Genomic DNA, 19,132 nt, shown 5'->3' with positions numbered 1-19,132 from the left:
ATTGTAAATGTATGGAAAAAGTAGATTTATGTCACTATTTCTGCGTCTCAGAACGGTTAAACAGCTTTAGAAGCAGGATGAACAGCTTACGCAGTGGTCCCGGGAAGGACCTCGCATCTTCCATTGTAACAACACGGAGCAGGACCAGGAGTACGAGATAAAGTACTCCAATAACGCCAGCTGCTACAGCAGCTGATACGAAATAAGTAAGCTTGTCCGGCCAGCTGTTTGTCAGATGCCGAATTCCAACTTCCGTTCCCCAGCCAGCAGCAACCGAAACAACGATCGTTACGATATAAGAAGGCCAGCGGCTGCCAAGCACCGTAAATCTCACTTCTTTACGGATCGCTTCCATATTCATCCACGTCATAATAACAAAGCATACGCTTGTTGCCATAACAACACCGTACACCCCATAGACCGGAGCAAGCGCGTAGCTGCATATGATTTTGAGACCAATACCTACGAAGGTGTTCATCATCGGAATACGCTGCTTGCCTAGACCGAACAGAATCGAGTTACTGGTCATCATCGTAATTTGGAAAATCGTTCCTGATGTTAAAGCAGCTACAACACCGTAACCACTTGCATCAGCGAAGATCAGCCCTGTTACCGAGTAAGATGCTGCCGCAATACAAAGCGCTGCCGGCACACCAGTAAAGAGAACAATCCGCATAACGAGTGAGGTTTGCCGTTCAACCTCTCTCATATTACGAAGGGAATAAGCTGACGAGATAACCGGAATAATCGAGGTACTAAGTGCAATCGCAAGGATTGGCGGAATACCGGCAATCGTCTGTGCTTTAAAGCTGAGTTCCCTCAAGACAGCTTTAGCTTCGTGGTAACCGCCATAATAATCTTCAGTTAACCGAATGAATAATGACGAATCAAACGTATAAATAATTTGAACCGTCATCGCCGTAATAACAATCGGAATAGATATCGTAAAAATCTCACGGTAGATCGAACGGAATGGAATTTTCGAAGCCGCTTTTACGGCCTCGATATCTACCACTGGCCGTTCCGCTAAGTCTCCTCGGCGCAGCTTTCCGGCATAATAAATCATGACCAGCAGAGCGCCAACACCGCCAATAACGTTACCAAATGATGCTGCAGCTGCTCCCCACTTCTCGCCCCAATCAATGGAGACAACGTAATAAGCAAGTGCAACCCCAACGATAACGCGCAGGATTTGCTCCATGATCTGAGACATGCCCCCCGCCATCATAAATTGACGGCCTTGGAAGTAGCCTCTCATCATCGCGATGATCGGGAAGATCAGAAGCGTTGGTGCTACTGCCCGGATCGCGACCTCCGCGCCCGGCGTTTTGGCAATATGCACAGCATAATAAGGAGCCGCTGCGTACAAGGCAATCGTTAAGATAACCCCAGTCACAATGCCAAATAACAGCGCTGCCTGATAGACACGCTTCGCCTCATGCTCACGTCCTAGTGAATAACGCTCGGCTACCATTTTGCTAATGGCGCTGGGAAGTCCTCCGGTTGCGACTACGAGCAGCGTCAAATATACGTTGTTCGCAACTGCAAAATATGTTCCGCCGTCTCCCTTAAGGATATGATCAAGCGGTACCCGTTGAAAAATCCCGAGGAACCGCGCTATAAGCGCGGCCGCCGCTAGGATTAATGTTCCTTTTATTAGCGAATCTTTTTTCATGATTTCCTTCTCTTTCTGCGATTACCTGCCTAAGCAGATTAAGCGTTACCCTTGATTGGCTCAAGCGGCTGATGGTTGCCGCGGACAGGTTTCGCTGCGCCAGATGGTGCCGCCCAGTTGACGCCGTTGCGAATGATCTGAAGCACCTCTTTGTTGTAGTAAGTAGGGTAAGTTTCATGACCAGGACGGAAGTAGAACACTTTGCCTTGTCCACGGAAGAACGTACAGCCGCTGCGGAATACTTCGCCGCCTTCGAACCAGCTGACGAATACGAGCTCGTCTGGTGCTGGAATATCGAAGTGCTCGCCGTACATTTCCTCATGCTCAAGTGTTACATATTCCGGAATGCCTGCAGCAATCGGATGGGCTGGATTAACGGTCCAGATCCGCTCCTTTTCGCCTGCTTCACGCCATTTCAGATCACAGCCGGTACCCATCAGCTTTTTGAAAATTTTCGAGAAGTGGCCGGAATGAAGGACAATCAAGCCCATACCGTCCATGACACGCTGATGAACCCGCTCAACTATAGCATCCTCGACTCGTTCATGGCCCATATGTCCCCACCAGATCAGCACATCGGTGTTGTTCAGCTTTTCCTCGGTCAAGCCGTGCTCCGGTTCTTCCAGCGTTGCGGTTTGAACTACGATGTCTTCCGTACGAATGCCTTCCGCCAATGCGTTATGAATACCATTTGGATAAACCTGTCTTACTTCCTCATGCTCTTTCTCATGCAAAAACTCGTTCCATACTGTTACTCTAACCATCGTTTTCATCTCCCTAATTGGACATTAGCCAAATAATAAATAAAATAATCATAACGGCTTGAAGAATAACTTTTACAACGACACTTGTCAATAAGCCAACTAATGAGCCGATACCAACCTTAAACGATTTCTCGATATTAGATCCAACAGCAAGCTCACCAATAACAGCTCCAGCAAATGGACCAATGATAAGACCAAAGGCCGGTATAACAAATGGACCCAAAATAAGGCCAATCGTACTACCAATAATCGACGCCTTAGATCCGCCGAATCGATGTACTCCCCACGCACTAACCGCATGGTCGGCTATGATGAGGACGATTAGAATTAACGTTTGTATCGTCCAGAATACCCAGCCAAACGGCTCAAATGAGAAGAAGAACCCGTATACGAAAAAAGCACCATAAATCGCAAATACGCCAGGCAATATCGGCCAGATAGCTCCAGCCATCCCGACTACAAATAATATGACGACCAGCGACCAGCCTAAAATATCCACTTAGGCATCAACCTTTCAATACATATTGTTTGATGAGCTCTGCGACGCCGTGCTCGTTATTGGATAACGTTACGACATCAGCCGCTTCTTTGACAGCCAGCTGCGCATTGCCCATCGCTACACCAAGTCCCACTTCACGAATAGCAGCAATATCGTTCAAACTGTCTCCGGCAGCTACAACCTGCGACATCTCGATACCAAGCATCGTGCAAAGCTCGCGAATTGCACTCGCCTTCGTGATGCCTTTCGCATTCAACTCAAGGTTCTGTAAGGAGGAGTTCGTAATTTCAAGAGCTCCCCACTCGGTTACTTCGTGCAGGATGCGGTTACGAACGCCATCATCCTCCGTATAGTAGCCAAACTTGAGCCAATGATGGTCTTCATAGGTCGTCGAAGGATCAATCCACTTCTCAAGATTATAGATTCCCTCTGTTGAGTAGGCCCAAAACCAAGTCCCCTCATGTCTCAGAGCAAGCTCGTGCAGCTGCTTGATATACACCGGGCTCATCAATGTACGTTTGTGCAGCACATGCGGCTTCTGCCAAATCTCGCTGCCATTGACCGTAATCATTGGTGTCTCCAGCTTTAGCTGCTCCGCAAACGGAAGCGCCCCGCGGAACCCACGCCCCGTCGAAAAGCTTACCGTGATACCGGCATCAAGCGCACGCTGAATCCATTCGGCATTCTCCTTGCTGATCTCGCTTTGCTCGTTCAGCAGCGTACCGTCCATATCAAGAGCTATTAATTTGTAATTCCCCATGTATGTAACCTCCTGCCTATATCTACTATGCAATATTTTAGCACAGATTAGGGAGATTCCAAACGTAAGGAACTGCCTATTGTTATTAACGTTGAATAATCAATGAAAGGTTCAACGAATATGGGACGCAAAAAAGCCCCGCCCCATGTTAAGGGGCGAGGCTCATGCTCATTAAGCTGCAAGCTTCCGCAGGCGAAGCTTCTTGGCGACGAAGCCATGCGATGGTGAGAATAGAAACGCCAGCACGAACAGGATGCCTGCCGCACATACGATACATCCTGCTATTGAAGCATCGATAATAACAGCAGCGCCATAGCCAGCGAAGGTACTCGCGATGCCAACTCCTACGCTGAGCAGAATCATCGTCCCCAACCGATCGGTCAGCAGATAGGCGGTAGCAGCTGGGATGATGAGCATCCCAACAACCAGAATAGCACCAACACTCTCGAATGAACTAACTGTTGCCATGGACACCATGCCCATTAGCAAGTAGTGGAACAACGCAACTGGGATACCTAAGGCGGCAGCAAGCGTCGGATCGAAGGAAATCAGCTTGAACTGCTTATAGAACAAGCTGATTACCGTTACGATAATGATCAACGTCCCGCCGAGCAGCCATACCGCTTTGGGCCCCAGATCAACCCCGTTCATAATCCACGTATTCCAGTGCACATAGGCGATTTCGCCGTACAAGATGGCATCTTGGTCCAGATGCACCTGCCTTGCAAACAGGCTGACGAGCAGCACCCCTATCGCGAACAACGCGGTAAACACCACGCCAATCGAAGCATCGGCCTGCACGCCTTTTTGCTGAAACAGCTGTATGAGGAATACCGCAAATAGACCACAGGCCATCGCTGCAACCATCATAAGCAGCGAATCCCGCGAGCCGCTTAGCAGGAACGCAATAACGATCCCCGGCATAACCGAATGACTGATTGCATCACCGATCATCGCCATTTTACGCAGGACGAGAAAGGTACCAAGGATACCACTGCAGCTTGCAACCAGTACGCCAGTCAGTAAAATCCAGAAGTCGCTCATAACGCCGCCTCCTTGTTGATCCGCTCATCCACACTTGCTGTTGCTGCCTGTTCTTCATAATAGAAACCAAGTCTCCGCTTCATTCTCTGCTGAACTAGTCTCCTGATAAGCAGCCCCCGCTTCGAGCCAAACAATAGAGATAGCACAAACAAAGTGGTTGCGGCAAGCACGGTAAGCGGCCCCGTTGGCAGGCTTGATGCAGTCGAACTGATAACTGCCCCCGTTGCACCACTTATCGCTCCAAATACGCCGGATACGGCCACCATTACACCAAGCCGGTCCGTCCAGTACCTGGCGGATACTGCAGGCGTAATGATTAAAGACGCAACCAGAATGACACCAACAGCCTGAATGCCTACAACAACGGCGACAACCATTAGAAGCATTAACAGCTGCTCATAAAAGCCAACCGAATAACCGATCCCTTTGGCAAAGCCAGGATCAAACGATACAAGCTTGAACTGCTTAAACAAGAAGTAACAAATGGTTATCAGGAATAGACTTACGATCGACAGTGTCAGCACATCCGAACCAACCATAGACGCCGCCTGACCGAACAGAAACTTATCCAGCCCTGCCTGATTACCGTAGCCGCCATGCTGGACAATGGTCAAGAGAACGATGCCCAGGCCAAAAAATCCAGATAACACAATCCCCATAGCCGAATCATGCTTAATACGCGAATGCCGCGTGATTAAGCCAATGCCAAAGGTCGCCACCACTCCCGCAAGACCTGCTCCGATCAGAAAGTACAAAATAGACTTTGTACCGGTCAGCATAAACGCGATACAAATACCAGGCAATGCAGCATGAGCGAGCGTATCGCCCATGAGGCTTTGCTTACGCAGATAAGAGAAGCAGCCAATAACACCGCTGCTTAGACCAAGAAGCGTACAGCTGATAAAGATCCACCGCATGTTCGGGTCATGAAGAAGCGTCCATAACGTATTCATAATCCGCTCACCCTTTCGTGATGTCCGGCTGCGCCAACCCGCTCCGGTCAAGAAATGCCAATCTCCCACCATAAGTACGTTGTAGTAAATCCTGTGTAAAAACATCCTTTGTCTTGCCGTAGCCCATCAGCTCTACATTAAGCAGCAGCACGGAATCAAAATATTCCTCTACCGTCGCAAGGTCATGATGCACGACAATAACCGTCTTCCCTTCCTGCTTCAGCTCCTGCAGCAGCGTAATGATCGCTTTCTCCGTGGCAGCATCAACGCCGGCAAAGGGTTCATCCATAAAGTACAAGCTCGCGTCCTGTGCAAGCGCACGTGCGAGGAACACACGCTGCTGCTGCCCACCGGACAACTGGCTGATCTGACGCGAAGCAAAGTCCGCCATTCCAACCTTAGCCAGGCATTCCATAGCAATGGCACGTTCCTTTGCGCCTGGACGTCCAAACAGGCCAAGATGACCGTATCTGCCCATCATGACGACATCAAGCGCATTCGTTGGGAAATCCCAGTCTACCGACTCACGCTGCGGGACATAACCAACCAGCTTACGCTGTTGTTTGTAAGGTTTGCCGTATACCAGCACTTCGCCGCTAAGACGAGGAATAAGGCCAAGTGCCGCCTTCATCATCGTTGATTTGCCTGCCCCGTTAGGACCGATGACGCCTACCAGCTCTCCCTCTGTAATCGTGAAGGAGACGCCACGCAAGACCGGTTTTTTCTGATAAGCTGCGGTAAGCCCATTAACCGTTAACGGAGGGGCAGCAGCCTCCCGTTCCATCACAAATGTTGTAGACTTTGACTCCGTTCTCGACAACACCATCACTCGCTTTCATCCGTTTATCGCAGCGCTCGAACAACCGTATCCACATTATGCTTAACCATTCCGATATACGTGCCTTCTTCTGTGCCTGCTTCTCCCATAGCATCAGAGAACAGCTCTCCGCCGATCTTAACTTCGTGTCCCATTGAACGTGCCCCTTCGATTACCGACTCAATCGCTTTCTTCGGAACACTGGACTCAATAAAGACCGCTTTGATCTGTTTCTCGACCAGGAAATCCCGAAGGGAGCTTACATCCTTCGAGCCATACTCGGACATCGTGTTCATTCCCTGTAGACCCGTTACCTGAAGCCCATACACATCACCGAAGTAACCAAAAGCATCATGAGCGGTAACGAGGATTCGGCTTGCTTCCGGGATTGTAGCAATTTGCACACGAACATATTGGTCCAGCTCCTCCAATTGTCCGATATACGATGCTGCACGCTCTCTGTATCCGTCAGCATGCTCAGGATCCTTTTCAATCAGGGAATCGCGGATCACTTCTGTTGCCGAAATCCACATCTTCACATTGAACCAAATATGCGGGTCATGCGACTGACTTCCCCCACCAGGAAATGCTCGCAGCTGTGACTCCGGAATCCGTAAAGAGATCGCGACCGTAGGCTTTCGCTTCTCCAGCTTCTCGAACATCTCAGCCATTTTCCCCTCCAAATGCAGTCCGTTATAAAAAATAATGTCCGCACGGTCCAGCTTCTTCACATCACCATACGACGCTTTATATAAATGGGGGTCTACTCCAGCTCCCATCAGGCCGGTCACCACAACATCGCCGCCTCCTACTTCCTTCACCACGTCTGTAATCATGCCTGTCGTAGCGGTAACCTTAAGCTTGCCGTCGCCTGCACCTCCGCCATTCTGCTCTGCTCCACAAGCCGTCATTAGAAGAACACTCACTACCAAAAATAAGATCGTCATAATAAATCGCTTAATTGCGGAATTTGTTTTCTTAGATAACTGCACAGCCCGTTCCCCCTACCCTTAAGTTTTGCCTGGACGAACATTAGTTAGCTTAGCGCCTCTTTGTTTATACTATTCAAAAATGTTTCTCTGATGCAACTTTTTACGGAATTTAATCGAAAAAGTTTCAAACAAGCGTAAACAACTTCGCCTTCCTTAGGAGGCGCAGCTTAGTTTCGCAGTGAATTATAAGCTCTGTATAAAGAAAACTTATACTTTCTTATAATTAAAAAAGCTGTTTTTAAAGATTCTTTTCGAATCTCTAAAAACAGCTTCTTTTTTCGTCATATTACGGCTGATTTGCTGTACCAGTAGTACCAGTTGTACCCGTAGTTCCCGTATTTGCCGTGTTGTTTGCTTGATCCTTCAGCTTACCCGGTGTACCGTTTAAGCCAAACTCATAATCGTAAGCATCAAAGATCTTCCGTGCAATTGGAGCAGCACCCCAGCCGCCGAATTCACCGTCAGGTATAACAACCGCTACAGCAAGCTTCGGATTCTCTCTTGGGGCATAAGCGATAAATACCGCATTATCCGCACGTCGTCCAGCTACATCGGATTGAGCTGTACCTGTCTTTCTCTCATAGGTGTATGATACGCCCTCGAAACCCTGAACGTTAACACGCGACATGCCATCTTCGATTTCTGCCCAATAGTTATCAGGGAATTCGACCGTATTCAGCACTTCCGGCTGGAAGGTCTGAACAACGTTCCCATCGGCATCTTTAATTTCATTAACGAACTGCGGCTTCATCCGTTTGCCGTGGTTTGCGAGCATTGCTGCATATTGCGCCAGTTGGAGTGTCGTATACCGCGCTTGCTGGCCGAATGCTGCCCGCACTAGAGCGGATTGAGAGCTGGCTGTTTCTGCTTCATGATAGTAGTCAATGGTACCTTTCGATTCACCTCGTAGACCACTGCCGGTCAAGACGCCAAGTCCAAACTCCTTCATGTAGCTGTCCCATACATCTACACCTTTTTTGCCGTTATATTTCTTATACATCTGATTCCCGACCATCGCCGCCATAAACGGATTCGAAGAGTGGGCAATAGCAGATGCCGGATCAAGCAGACCGTAAGCATGGTTTGACGCGTTACCAATACGTACTTGATGCCCTTCTGCGCCAAAGAAGAATGCGCCGGTATCGTTATAAGTGCTTGATGTTGTAAACAGTTTCTCTTTGAGGCCAATCAGGATAGATAATGGCTTCATCGTCGAGCCTGGAGGCACAAGGGAGGATGGATGCTGGTTACGTTCTTTATCCGTCGCGTATTTTGCGAATACCTCTCTTATTGTACCGTTAGATAATACGGCTTCGAAGTTAGAGTAATCCTCAGGGCTGATTTTGCCCCCTGCAAAGATGTTTGGGTCATAGTCTGGCATACTTGCCATCGAAATCACTTTGCCCGTGTTGACTTCCATCGCAACAGCATAACCAGTCTTCGCATATTCCGCACGCTCAAGCCTATTTGTCGAAGTGCTGATCTTTTTAATCTGGTCCATAATCGCTGTTTCTGTCGTTAATTGAACGTTACGGTTGATCGTCAAATACAGATCATCACCCTTTTGCGGATTCGTAATCTGTACGGGACCAATAATACGCTCCGCATTGTTAACCGGATACGTCTTCAAACCATTCTTACCACGCAATATATCTTGATACATATATTCAAGACCGTCGAACCCAACATCTTCTTCATCCAGATATTGCAGCTGAGCATCATCTTCCTCGCCTTTTGCCTTATAGAAATCCAGCGATTCACGAACACCTTTAAACTTTTTCAAATAACCAACTAATTGAACCGCTACGGTATCCTCACTGTAGTTACGAACGCTTTCCTCTACAATATCAATCCCTTTAAATTCCGTGCGATGCTCCATGAAATAGGCCACTTCTTTATTCGTCAGCCCTGACTTAATTCGTCTAGGCGTAGAAATCGTGTTGATCCGGAAATCCAAATCCATCTGCCGGATAATATCATCAACTGTCATCACTTTTTTAGGATCTTTGTCTCCGTATTTATTGAATACGTCTGCTAGTTTTTCTGCGATCGCTTCAGAATCATCCCTCTTAAAGTCAGGGGAGATTGTAAAATAGAGCGATTGTGTCGACGTCGAATAGGCGATAGGCGTACCAGATGAATCATAAATATTGCCACGAATCGGCGCAATCTTGACGCTGCGCGTGCTCTTCTTGCTGCCTTGTGCGCTAAGCTTAGGTCCATCAACAAACTGTAAAATTGCAAGCTGAATAATAAGTACGCTAAAAAGTCCAAATACAATGAAAAAGAAAAAGTTCAAACGAAACGAGAAATGACGCCGATTCGTTATTTCCCGTTTCTGCGGATCATCATGCAAGCCAAGTCACCTCATCTTAATTAAGTTGCGCGAATATGTGTTGCTTCAAAGCCTGGCGAGTTAAACCAATCACCAGAGGATGCCCAGGTAGCGTCAAGCGGAATCCATGTTCCGTTCTTACCTCCGATTTGAACTTCATTCCATGCATGTGGGCCGGAGCCTCCCCGCCCATCCAGGCCAGTTCCGGTAACAACTTTAACATCGAGACCAGAAGCGCGGGCCATAACAGCGTAAAGTCTCGCCACATCGATACATACACCTTTGCGGGTATCAAACGTTTCTTGCGGATTCTGTTCCTTCCAAATCCCGTTCTCCACATAATTATCTGCTTTGTCCCAGTCATACGCAATTCGACTGCCCAGCCAGTCATACAAAGCACGAGCCTTTTCTTCCTCGGTAGTCTTGTCCTTTGTAATTTGAAGGGCCGCTTGTTCAATATCTGCTGGAATATTGTAGTCGACAATTTCGTATTTACGCTGCAATACGTTCTGGAACTCCGCTTGTACAGCTTCGGCAAGCACAGGTCCTCGATCAGCCAGCATATCTCCGGCAACCGGCTCGAGTACGGCTGATGCCTTCATGTATAACGGCGATTGCTGGATTAATCCCGATCCCAAGCCACTCGGCGCAAGCGATACGTAAATGAACAACGCTGCTACAAACACGAAAGCCCGTCCCGCTCCATGAACCGTACCAAATACTGCACCTGCTGCACGGCTTGCTGCACCTCCGCCCGGGAGACGTTCCATGCTCTCGTGTCTGCCAGAACGCTGCCGGCTTACGAACAAAGTCTCGAGCAGCGGGGATAGGAACGATGCAACGAACCGTAGCAGCAGATAGGCGGCAAGGAATAGAATCCCATACCTTAACAAAGCGAAATCGCGCAGACTTGTAATAAACGTATACCAAGCCTGTGAAGTTGCACTAAGCTCCCGCTGCGGTACTTCTACATGAGCGCTAAGCCAATCTGCTGCCCGTGGAGATAAGCTGCCTGCGATTTGCCCCGCAAGAACGAGACAAACGATAATAAGGATCCCATCCCAAACAAAAAAGAAAAGACGCCTCGCTGAACCCGACGCGCCTCTTCTCATTCCTTGCAGCAGCGAACCGAGCAGAAGGAGAAGAACGATCAGCGAGACCGGTTCCCAGACCGTCCCTGCGCGAATCCATTCCATCATGTTCACCCCTCCTTGCGTCTTACGCTTTCTTGTCTATTAATATTTATACTTTGCCATTCGCCTTCGCTTGGTCAATAAGCGCCTGAATGGTCGAATCGATCTTCATTGTGCCAACTGATTTGCCGTGAAACTTCACATTAACTTCGCCTGCGCCCGGTACACCTGTCAGCTCCAGATTCTCTGTCTTTACAGTGAAGGTGCCATCCGAATTGGAGGTGAATGTCGCTTTATTTACTTCACCAGCCATCGCTGATACGGCTTCCTGCTTCAAGCTGTCGATCGCCTGCGTACCAATTGATTTCACATCATCAAGGGTATATCCGCTGTAAGCAACAATACCAACAACAATAACAAGTACTAACGCCCATTTCACGAAAGTCTTAACGACTCGAATGATAAAGAGCAATACAACAAGTGCAATGATGAGCACAAGCCAATGGTCTTGTAAAAAAGTGCTCCAAGTATCCCAATCATAACCGGAAAAATCAAAGTAATTATCCAAAAAAGAATCCCCCCTATTATAACTCGTGCAATGTCCTATTATCAAACATTATAACCCACCCATAATATGCCGTAAACGTAAGGCTCCTCATTCGATAGAGACATATCCTGTCCATCTTTTACGTACAAGTAGATTAAGATGTTTTTGCAAGGAGGAACAGCCTGTTGAAAACCGCAATCTGGCTTTATTTATTTCTGTTCGTCGCGTTTTTTGATCTGCACGCACAATATCCAATTCTCACCCCATTCGCGATCTCTCTAGGGGCTGCACCCTCCTTCATCGGACTGATGATGGGCATGTACTCTATTACTCATTTGCCTGGGAACATCATGGCTGGGTATGGCGTTGACCGGTTCGGCAGCAGGCTGTTTATCGTCTTCAGTCTTATGGGGGCTGGTATTGTATTGCTGTTCCAATCCCAGGTTACCGATCCCTGGCAGCTGCTTGTCCTGCGCTCGATCAGTGGATTTGTACTAGCCTTTCTATCTCCGGCCTGCCTCTCTCTGCTCGCTCGCATCTCTAATGACCGGACGCAGCAAGGGAAGTTTATGGCTGGTAATGGACTCGTCCATACGCTGGCAACTGTTGTCTCGCCGGCAGCCGGTGCCTATATGGTCGCAAAGATTGGATTCACAACCGCCTTCTATTTGCTCGGCTGGGTGCTTGTCGTTACGGCCGTATGTGCCTTATTTTTCATTCGCGACATTAAGACAGTACAAAGTAACGAGGAGCAGGAGCAGAAATCTAAAGGCATCAAACCAGCTCTCGCCGAGGCTACTCCCATTCCATGGCTTGTCTATGTACTGCCAGTTGGGATCAGTTGTGCGCAGGGAATTCTCTCTTTCGAGCTTCCACTTATGTCTACCTCAGCGGAAGGAATGATGGAGACAGGGCTGCTGTTCTCTGTCGTGAGTATCGGTGCCTTAATTACACTAAGTATGCTGTTCCTCAATAAGCTCTCTTCTTATTATCGGACGTTATGGGGAGCGCTGGCACTAGCTCTTGTCTATTTTGTAATAGCCGCCCATACACCGTTGCCTTTCGCTTTGCTTCTGCTATTAGTCGGGATGGGTAAAGGGATCATCCTCCCTGCTATCTCTACGCTGCTTATCGAACTTAGCGGGGGGGCTCGATACGGTCGAACCTTCTCCGTGTTGTCGATAGCCTATTCTATTGGCGCCTTCCTTGGCCCGATGCTTGCCGGCCAGCTGCGAGACAATCTGTCTCCGTATTATTTGGCCTTTCTAGGTCTGATGATTGGCGTGTCTATCTTGCCTTTCCACCGGAGAAGAACTACGCTCACACCCATTTTTCCTAAATCTAGGTGAATACACATGGCCACCTGCTCCCCCGGGCATATAATGCACTATGTCATGAGGCCATCAACAAGAGCAGATCCATAGAGGAATTGTCCGGTCAGCATGACGTTGAAGCTTGCTAGAGAGGGGTGACTTAGATGTCTGAAATTCATGTTTCACCTGTAAGCGATCATCGCGGAGGCGGCTTTAACAATGTGGGGTCCATCCTCGTATTGTTCATTCTGCTCGTTATCATCATCTGCACAATCTGCCATTAAGATTACCCTTTGAATACAATAAAAACGGGACGGAGCCCATGCTCCGTCCCGTTTTTATTAGGAATCTTTTTCTTGCTCACAACGAGCAAATTTGGCTACACTACACATAAGAAACTCAGAAAAAGGGATGGTGACTGCAATGGATATCGCCATTATTGTGGAGGGCAAAAACGACAAAAGCCGTATTCGCCGAGTACTCGATGAAGCAGTACCAATCTTCTGCACCTTCGGTACGCCTGGCACCCTTCAGCTTGAGAAGCTGCGTAAGCAGGTAGGCAGCAAAGACGTGTTTATTTTCACAGATAATGATTCCTCAGGCAAGCGGATCCGAGGTATTCTCCGAGACCTATTCCCTGATGCCGAACATATCTATACCCGCCGAGGTTATCCGGGTGTAGAACATACTCCTGAGGATTACCTCATTGAACAATTTGAAAAAGCTGGTCTCGAGCCTTTCATCCAATACCCTGTTAAATATGAAGAAGAAAGATAACAACAGCGACGGTTATGATGCTTAGAACGGTTGAGAGAAATACGGTCTGTGAAGCAAATTCCGGCTCATTGTCGAACTCGACAGCGAGCAGAACACTGCTAAGTGAGGTCGGCACGGATGAAGAGACGATTAAAGCAGCCGCCATAAGATGATCAATGGATAAGAAAAATCCTAGTCCCCAGACTACAAGCGCAGCTAATGCTGGTCCAACGACAAGGCGCAGGCCGTTTGCGAGCAGAACATTTTTGATCAGAACCGGGTTAAGCTCCCACTTCATATTACCAAGCTGCACACCAAGCGTAACAAGCGCTGTACCAATAAAGGCATTTGACAAATAAGTAATAGGTGTTACGATCGGCTGAGGCAATTGAATCTGAAATCCATGCAGCAGGAATGCGAGTGGGATCACATAAATAATAGGCTGCGACATTATGGTCCGCATCGTCGCCCGCAAGCTCATCTTATGGGCATTCACACTATAAATCCCATATGTATTCGGCAGCAAGGACTGAGTCACCATCACGATAATTTGAATCGATAAGGTAAAAGGATTAGCAGCAAAGGCAAGCTGGTTTAGCGGAATCCCGTAATTCGCACTGTTATAGAACAATACGCTGTTGCGCATCGCCCCGCGCATACCGCCCTCAAGTCCCCGTAAGCGGACAACTGACTCCACTATAATAGCCTGTAAAATCATAAATATGACAACAAACAGGAGCACTTGCCCGATCAAGCTCGCGGATATGTCCGTTGTATACAACAGATTAAAGATGACCGATGGAGAAAATACATAAAAGTTCAGCTTCGATAAGGTTTTGATATCCAATGAAAAAAGCCGCTGCATTGTGAAGCCAACAGCTATCATCAATGTGAGCGGCAGTACGTTACTCCATAATATGTGCCAAAAGATATCCATCGCTTATTCCTTCGCGAGCTGCTTCAAATCCGCTACCATACTTTCAGGTGTCAGAGATTCGTCGCTGCCGTTGATCCATTTGCGTATTTGGCCTTTCTTATCAACGAGCGTAATAACATTCATATGTATATAGGTATTAGTCTTCTTATCCTTGATTACATCTGCTCCAAAATCCCTCGCAAGCTTCAGGGTTGCCTCTTCATCCCCGCGCAGGAAATCCCAGCCGCCTTCAAGCTTCGCAAAGTTACGAGTAGCGAAATCTCTAATAACTTCTGGTGTATCCGTGACTGGGTCGAATGTAATCGAGATGAGTTCAACCTTTGATCCAAGCAGTCCTTCCTTCTGAAGCTGATCCTCAACCTCTGAGATCATGAAGGTAGTTGGAGGACATACATCCGGACAGCTCGCATAATAGAAATAAACAAGTCGAGCTTTGCCATTTGTTGAGGCAAGTGATACCTGATTGCCGTCAATGTCGGCCATCTCGAAGGCCGGTGCAGCCTTCTGCACCGGCATGGAGCTGGTCCCGCCGCTTGAATAATTCGTTATGAATAAATAAATGCCCATTGCCAAACATAGCGCCAGCACGGCGAGTTTAAAGCTATGTTTTTTGAGAAATGCCATACAAGTTCTCGTCCTTTCCCTAAAAAGAAGATTACTTCACGGTATTTGCCATCATGACGATAAAGATCACCATCAAATAATTAACGGAAATAAGGAAGTTAACCTTCGCCCATTTCTCGGTATTTTCCGCCTTAATTCCTCGAATCGTATGCACAGTCCAAACAATCCCGGCAATTACAGACAAAATCAGGAATACAATTCCTGTGTAACCATAAGCGTACAGCAGCACGCAGGTTGGAATTAGTAATACGACATAAGGAATCATTTGCAGCTTCGTCCGTTTAATCCCTTTCACAACGGGAAGCAGCGGGAAGCCTGCTGTACGGTACTCTTCTACCCGCCGAATAGCAAGTGACCAGAAATGCGCTGGCTGCCATAAGAACAAGAAGGCGAACAGGAGCCATGCCCCCATATCCACTTCAGTCGTAACCGCGCAGTAACCAAGTACCGGAGGCATTGCCCCGGAAATACCGCCGATTGACGTGCTCCAGGTCGACGTACGCTTCAGCCAAATTGTATAAATGAAAATATAGACAAACCAGCCTAAGAATCCAAGCCAGCCCGTAACAGGATTAACGAGGACAAACAATATCGTAAGACCAACAATCCCAAGCACAATACCATACCCCAGAACAAAGCCAGGCTGTAGACGGCCTGTCGGCAATGCGCGATCTTTCGTCCGCTCCATCTTCTGATCAAGCTCACGATCCCAATAATTATTAATAACACAAGCGGAACCTATCGTAATCGCTGAGCCGATGACGACCCATAGCAGCTTCAGCCAGTCAAAATCCCATTTGGAAGCGACCCAGAAACCGCCTATCGCGGCAAATACATTAAGCCGGAGCAGCCGTGGTTTGGTTAATGCAATTAAATCTTTCAACACGAAGCGAGCCTCCCGAGTTATGCAACAAGGCACGCCTCAACGCGCCTATACATTTTCATTGATGAATCGTTCTTAATCATACAGAAAAATAGGTGCTGTGACAACGTTCGACCGGATTGTTCATCAATTCGCCACTCAAATTGTGACAATAAATGAGGAACCCTTTTGCCCACCTTTCAATACTATAGGTATGTAGTCAAGTGCCCAACTCTTTAGATGATTAAGGGAAGTGAAGGGCGACACATATGGCAGTCATCAAAGTAAATGATGAACAGATGAAGATGCTTGCCAGACTGATGCGTGCCGAAGCAGAAGGCGAAGGTGAGCTTGGTATGCTGATGGGCCGATATAAAGCCCACTTCTTCTTTATCCCAACTAGAGATGATTGTCCGAGAGTTTACTGACAGGCCAACAAATTCCAAAGATTGAAAGCGAGGATCAACAGCATGTCTTATGGTTATGGTTACAAAAACGGTGTAAGCCCGGCAAGCACGGGAGGTTATGGTGGCGGAGTCAGCCCGTTTGCAGGTGGAGGCTACGGTGGTTTCCCATCCGTTCTTCCTGCCAGCACAAATCCTAACATGCCAATGCAAATGCCAATGTCGATGCCAATGCAAATGATGCCAATGACAGGAACGATGGGCGCTCAATCCCTTCCACCTGTACCAAATGGCGCAGTCATCACCCCGTCTGGTGGCAATATCGTTGCCGTTCCGGTCGCTGAAGAGTCTTATGTAGAGAACATTTTACGCCTCAACCGCGGTAAACTGGCCACTTTCTACATGACTTATGAGAATAACCGTGAATGGAACGCCAAAGTATTCCGTGGCATCATTGAAGCAGCCGGCCGTGACCACATTATTATTAGCGATCCTTCCACAGGCATGCGTTACCTGCTGCTGTCATTGAACTTGGATTATGTAACCTTCGATGGCGAAATCAATTATGAATATCCCTTCCAAGGCGGATTGATTACGAATACGACACCGCTGGCACAAGGCTAATGACTAACCGGCATTCTGGCTAACCCCCGCTGGCTTGAATGTCCATACATGCATTTTGTCCGCACCGCCAGGAATCCATTCGGTAATGCGGTACCAAGGAGAACGCTCATTGCAGCGTTCTTTTTTTATGTCTTCCGCTTCCTCTTCCGTGCTGGCTGACCAGATCTCAACAAATAAGTTGATTTGATCTGTCCCTTCATATAAATGGACGTTATTCCCTGATTCCTTCATTAAAGTATCCGCATAGGCTAAATAAACCATCCTATTCTCCGCAGCTATCTTATACTCAGCAAAACATATATACATGCTTGTCTTTAACCCCTTTCTTTTGCCACTGATAAATTCAAGCTTCTCCGTTGATACTACATCATAATTGAATTCAAATGATGCAATTCTTTTTAGGAGGGTCTAGCTGTGGACACAGGCACGCATCTTGTTATGGGCATCGGACTGGCCGGACTGGCCTGCATCGATCCTGTCATCGCTAACAACACATCCATCTTCACCGCTGTCTTAATTGGTACCATTGTCGGTTCGCAAGCCCCGGACTTTGATACGCTCCTCAGACTGAAAGGAAATGCCATCTATATCAAGAATCATCGCGGCATCTCACACTCCTTGCCAGCCATCGCCATATGGACGATTGTCATTACCGGTCTTCTGCAGTTATTTTACCGCGGAAGCCTTCCGTGGCTTCATATTGGATCGTGGGTACTGCTCGCCGTTTGTATTCATGTTTTCACCGACTTATTTAATGCTTATGGCACCCAAGCGATGCGCCCGTTTACGGAAAAGTGGATATCATGGAATATTATCCATATCTTTGACCCGGTTATATTCGCTACCCATGTCGCTGCTATTCTGATCTGGGCATTTGGGTTAGCTAGTCCCGTTGCTATATTTCCGGTCCTGTATCTGTTCACCATCTTCTATTATACATGGAGAACAATCGCACACAGAAGTACGCTTCGTAAGCTGCCTTCACTTGATCCACAGCAGGACGGAACAAAAGCTTATGTTGCGATACCCACCATCTCACTCTCCCATTGGAACATCGTCAAGCGTGCAGCAGATGGAAGCTTTACGATTGGTGATCTGCGAGGCGGCAAGCTTCGATGGCTGGACAATGTTCGCTGCTCTGACCATCCTGCAGTTGCCAAATCAAGGAATGATAATGCGGTCCGATCATTCCTCTATTTCACAAAGTTCGCTTGTGCGGAAGTCAAAGAGCATGATTGGGGTTATGAGGTACGCTGGTCAGATGTCAGATACCGCCACCGTAAGCAGTATCCGTTCGTCGCCGTTCTTCTCATGAATAAGGAATATGAAACGGTTGGCTCTTATGTCGGATGGTTAAGTGACGATCGATTAATGAAGCGGCTGCGCATGAATACGTATTAGCAAACTTGACGGAGGAAAGCCCCTGGCGCACAATAGAAGGGGCTTTCTTTTGTTGGTGCGAAAAAAAACATCAAAAAATGCTCAAGGGGATTAACCCTTGAGCTTTGGCTTCCTCTGAAGCATTGTGTATTAACAACGATTAGCGGAAGTTGCCGTTGCCGCCGGACAATTGTTGTTCAGCGATTTGGACAAGTTTCTTCGTAATGTATCCGCCAAGCGAACCTGCTTCACGAGTGGACACATTACCATAGTAACCGTCTGCTGGGATTTGTACGCCAAGCTCTTGTGCTGCTTCCATTTTGAGTTGGTTAAGAGCTGCTTGTGCTTGTGGAACCACCAATTGATTGCTCGATTTGTTGCTAGCCATGCTGATAATCTCCCTTCAGTTGAGCACTGTGATGTGTTTTGCAAGCTTGCAAACTTATTATGAGCATGTTGGCGTAATTTATGCTAACCTCAAAAAATAATATTAAGGATCTATAAAGGAGAGTTAAAACCTTGTCTAAATCACTATCTTTGTTCTTTGCCGTTGTCTCTGTCCTGCTTATGTGTGCCACTGCAATCTCAATGTCTTTCAACGCATGGCTGGCTGTTTTATTTGGAATTCTCACCTTGTTTATGATCGGAGGCGGCTTTATTGTGAAAGCGAGATTACGCCGCAGAAACGAAAACAAAGGCTGACGCATATTGCG

The 19,132-nt window shown here is 47.6% G+C and carries 22 protein-coding genes and 1 pseudogene; 7 read left to right on the top strand and 16 right to left on the bottom strand.

Annotated elements, in window-relative coordinates; genetic code table 11:
* Positions 1 to 34: 34 nt before the first annotated feature.
* From AB4Y93_RS08470 to AB4Y93_RS08420, 11 genes are all read right to left on the bottom strand, one after another.
* The gene (locus AB4Y93_RS08470; RefSeq protein ID WP_441890868.1) at positions 35 to 1,675 is read right to left on the bottom strand and encodes a putative polysaccharide biosynthesis protein; all 1,641 of its coding nucleotides are present in this window, start codon (positions 1,673 to 1,675) and stop codon (positions 35 to 37) included.
* Between the two features lie 38 nt (positions 1,676 to 1,713).
* The gene (locus AB4Y93_RS08465; RefSeq protein ID WP_441890866.1) at positions 1,714 to 2,439 is read right to left on the bottom strand and encodes a ThuA domain-containing protein; all 726 of its coding nucleotides are present in this window, start codon (positions 2,437 to 2,439) and stop codon (positions 1,714 to 1,716) included.
* A gap of 13 nt (positions 2,440 to 2,452) precedes the next feature.
* Positions 2,453 to 2,938, bottom strand: a complete 486-nt coding sequence (locus AB4Y93_RS08460; RefSeq protein ID WP_441890864.1) for a DUF456 domain-containing protein — start codon at positions 2,936 to 2,938, stop codon at positions 2,453 to 2,455.
* 7 nt (positions 2,939 to 2,945) lie between these two features.
* Positions 2,946 to 3,698, bottom strand: coding sequence for a Cof-type HAD-IIB family hydrolase (locus tag AB4Y93_RS08455; protein ID WP_441890862.1), 753 nt, complete (start codon positions 3,696 to 3,698; stop codon positions 2,946 to 2,948).
* Positions 3,699 to 3,869: 171 nt separating this feature from the next.
* Positions 3,870 to 4,742, bottom strand: a complete 873-nt coding sequence (locus AB4Y93_RS08450) for a metal ABC transporter permease (RefSeq protein WP_441890860.1) — start codon at positions 4,740 to 4,742, stop codon at positions 3,870 to 3,872.
* On the bottom strand, positions 4,739 to 5,695 hold the full coding sequence (locus AB4Y93_RS08445) for a metal ABC transporter permease (RefSeq protein WP_441891603.1): 957 nt from the start codon (positions 5,693 to 5,695) through the stop codon (positions 4,739 to 4,741). Before AB4Y93_RS08445 ends, AB4Y93_RS08450 begins: the two co-directional genes overlap by 4 nt.
* Positions 5,696 to 5,702: 7 nt before the next feature.
* Complete coding sequence (locus tag AB4Y93_RS08440) at positions 5,703 to 6,479, bottom strand: metal ABC transporter ATP-binding protein (protein ID WP_441891601.1); 777 nt, start codon at positions 6,477 to 6,479, stop codon at positions 5,703 to 5,705.
* A 59-nt stretch (positions 6,480 to 6,538) separates the two neighbouring features.
* On the bottom strand, positions 6,539 to 7,459 hold the full coding sequence (locus AB4Y93_RS08435; RefSeq protein WP_441891599.1) for a metal ABC transporter solute-binding protein, Zn/Mn family: 921 nt from the start codon (positions 7,457 to 7,459) through the stop codon (positions 6,539 to 6,541).
* A gap of 331 nt (positions 7,460 to 7,790) precedes the next feature.
* The gene (locus AB4Y93_RS08430) at positions 7,791 to 9,860 is read right to left on the bottom strand and encodes a peptidoglycan D,D-transpeptidase FtsI family protein (RefSeq protein WP_441890858.1); all 2,070 of its coding nucleotides are present in this window, start codon (positions 9,858 to 9,860) and stop codon (positions 7,791 to 7,793) included.
* Between the two features lie 20 nt (positions 9,861 to 9,880).
* On the bottom strand, positions 9,881 to 11,038 hold the full coding sequence (locus AB4Y93_RS08425) for a transglutaminase domain-containing protein (protein ID WP_441890856.1): 1,158 nt from the start codon (positions 11,036 to 11,038) through the stop codon (positions 9,881 to 9,883).
* A 43-nt stretch (positions 11,039 to 11,081) separates the two neighbouring features.
* The gene (locus tag AB4Y93_RS08420) at positions 11,082 to 11,540 is read right to left on the bottom strand and encodes a hypothetical protein (protein WP_441890854.1); all 459 of its coding nucleotides are present in this window, start codon (positions 11,538 to 11,540) and stop codon (positions 11,082 to 11,084) included.
* Positions 11,541 to 11,704: 164 nt separating this feature from the next.
* Here AB4Y93_RS08420 and AB4Y93_RS08415 point away from each other — a divergent pair, with 164 nt between their 5' ends.
* The 3 genes from AB4Y93_RS08415 to AB4Y93_RS08405 all read left to right on the top strand — a co-directional run bounded on the left by AB4Y93_RS08415 (position 11,705) and on the right by AB4Y93_RS08405 (position 13,609).
* Positions 11,705 to 12,868 (top strand): MFS transporter, encoded by a 1,164-nt coding sequence (locus AB4Y93_RS08415; protein ID WP_441890852.1) that lies wholly within the window; start codon positions 11,705 to 11,707, stop codon positions 12,866 to 12,868.
* A 128-nt stretch (positions 12,869 to 12,996) separates the two neighbouring features.
* Positions 12,997 to 13,116, top strand: a complete 120-nt coding sequence (locus tag AB4Y93_RS08410; RefSeq protein ID WP_139230780.1) for a dihydroorotate dehydrogenase — start codon at positions 12,997 to 12,999, stop codon at positions 13,114 to 13,116.
* A gap of 139 nt (positions 13,117 to 13,255) precedes the next feature.
* Positions 13,256 to 13,609: a toprim domain-containing protein gene (locus tag AB4Y93_RS08405; protein ID WP_441890850.1), complete on the top strand. Its 354-nt coding sequence runs from the start codon at positions 13,256 to 13,258 to the stop codon at positions 13,607 to 13,609.
* On the opposite strand, the gene AB4Y93_RS08400 is transcribed toward AB4Y93_RS08405, so the two are convergent.
* The 3 genes from AB4Y93_RS08400 to cyoE are packed head-to-tail and all read right to left on the bottom strand — an operon-like array spanning position 13,587 to position 16,056.
* A complete protein-coding gene (locus tag AB4Y93_RS08400) occupies positions 13,587 to 14,525 on the bottom strand; it encodes an AEC family transporter (RefSeq protein WP_441890848.1) in 939 nt (312 codons plus the stop codon). The two genes, AB4Y93_RS08405 and AB4Y93_RS08400, sit on opposite strands and share 23 nt — an antisense overlap.
* A gap of 3 nt (positions 14,526 to 14,528) precedes the next feature.
* Positions 14,529 to 15,149: an SCO family protein gene (locus tag AB4Y93_RS08395; protein WP_441890846.1), complete on the bottom strand. Its 621-nt coding sequence runs from the start codon at positions 15,147 to 15,149 to the stop codon at positions 14,529 to 14,531.
* Positions 15,150 to 15,180: 31 nt separating this feature from the next.
* Positions 15,181 to 16,056: a heme o synthase gene (gene cyoE / locus AB4Y93_RS08390; RefSeq protein WP_441891597.1), complete on the bottom strand. Its 876-nt coding sequence runs from the start codon at positions 16,054 to 16,056 to the stop codon at positions 15,181 to 15,183.
* 224 nt (positions 16,057 to 16,280) lie between these two features.
* Between cyoE and AB4Y93_RS08385 the strand changes: the two are divergent.
* Together AB4Y93_RS08385 and gerQ are read left to right on the top strand one after the other, a co-directional pair.
* Positions 16,281 to 16,376, top strand: a pseudogene (locus AB4Y93_RS08385) (cell wall hydrolase); the annotation flags it as partial.
* A 105-nt stretch (positions 16,377 to 16,481) separates the two neighbouring features.
* Positions 16,482 to 17,039 carry a spore coat protein GerQ gene (gene gerQ / locus AB4Y93_RS08380; RefSeq protein ID WP_441890844.1) on the top strand — a complete coding sequence of 186 codons (558 nt, stop codon included), beginning with the start codon at positions 16,482 to 16,484 and terminating at the stop codon, positions 17,037 to 17,039.
* 3 nt (positions 17,040 to 17,042) lie between these two features.
* On the opposite strand, the gene AB4Y93_RS08375 is transcribed toward gerQ, so the two are convergent.
* Positions 17,043 to 17,300, bottom strand: a complete 258-nt coding sequence (locus AB4Y93_RS08375) for a hypothetical protein (protein WP_441890842.1) — start codon at positions 17,298 to 17,300, stop codon at positions 17,043 to 17,045.
* Positions 17,301 to 17,453: 153 nt separating this feature from the next.
* On the opposite strand from AB4Y93_RS08375, the gene AB4Y93_RS08370 reads away from it, so the two are divergent.
* Positions 17,454 to 18,440: a metal-dependent hydrolase gene (locus AB4Y93_RS08370; RefSeq protein WP_441890840.1), complete on the top strand. Its 987-nt coding sequence runs from the start codon at positions 17,454 to 17,456 to the stop codon at positions 18,438 to 18,440.
* A gap of 139 nt (positions 18,441 to 18,579) precedes the next feature.
* Here AB4Y93_RS08370 and AB4Y93_RS08365 read toward each other — a convergent pair whose 3' ends face one another.
* On the bottom strand, positions 18,580 to 18,807 hold the full coding sequence (locus AB4Y93_RS08365; protein WP_441890839.1) for a small, acid-soluble spore protein, alpha/beta type: 228 nt from the start codon (positions 18,805 to 18,807) through the stop codon (positions 18,580 to 18,582).
* A 131-nt stretch (positions 18,808 to 18,938) separates the two neighbouring features.
* Between AB4Y93_RS08365 and AB4Y93_RS08360 the strand changes: the two genes are divergently transcribed.
* Positions 18,939 to 19,121 (top strand): DUF5325 family protein, encoded by a 183-nt coding sequence (locus tag AB4Y93_RS08360; protein ID WP_441890837.1) that lies wholly within the window; start codon positions 18,939 to 18,941, stop codon positions 19,119 to 19,121.
* The last annotated feature ends 11 nt before the right edge of the window (positions 19,122 to 19,132 follow it).

The organism is Paenibacillus sp. YAF4_2, assembly GCF_052113225.1.
Taxonomy (GTDB): Bacteria; Bacillota; Bacilli; order Paenibacillales; family Paenibacillaceae; genus Pristimantibacillus.
The sequence above is the reverse complement of the archived record's forward strand: the minus strand, read 5'-3'. Positions and strand labels throughout refer to the sequence as shown.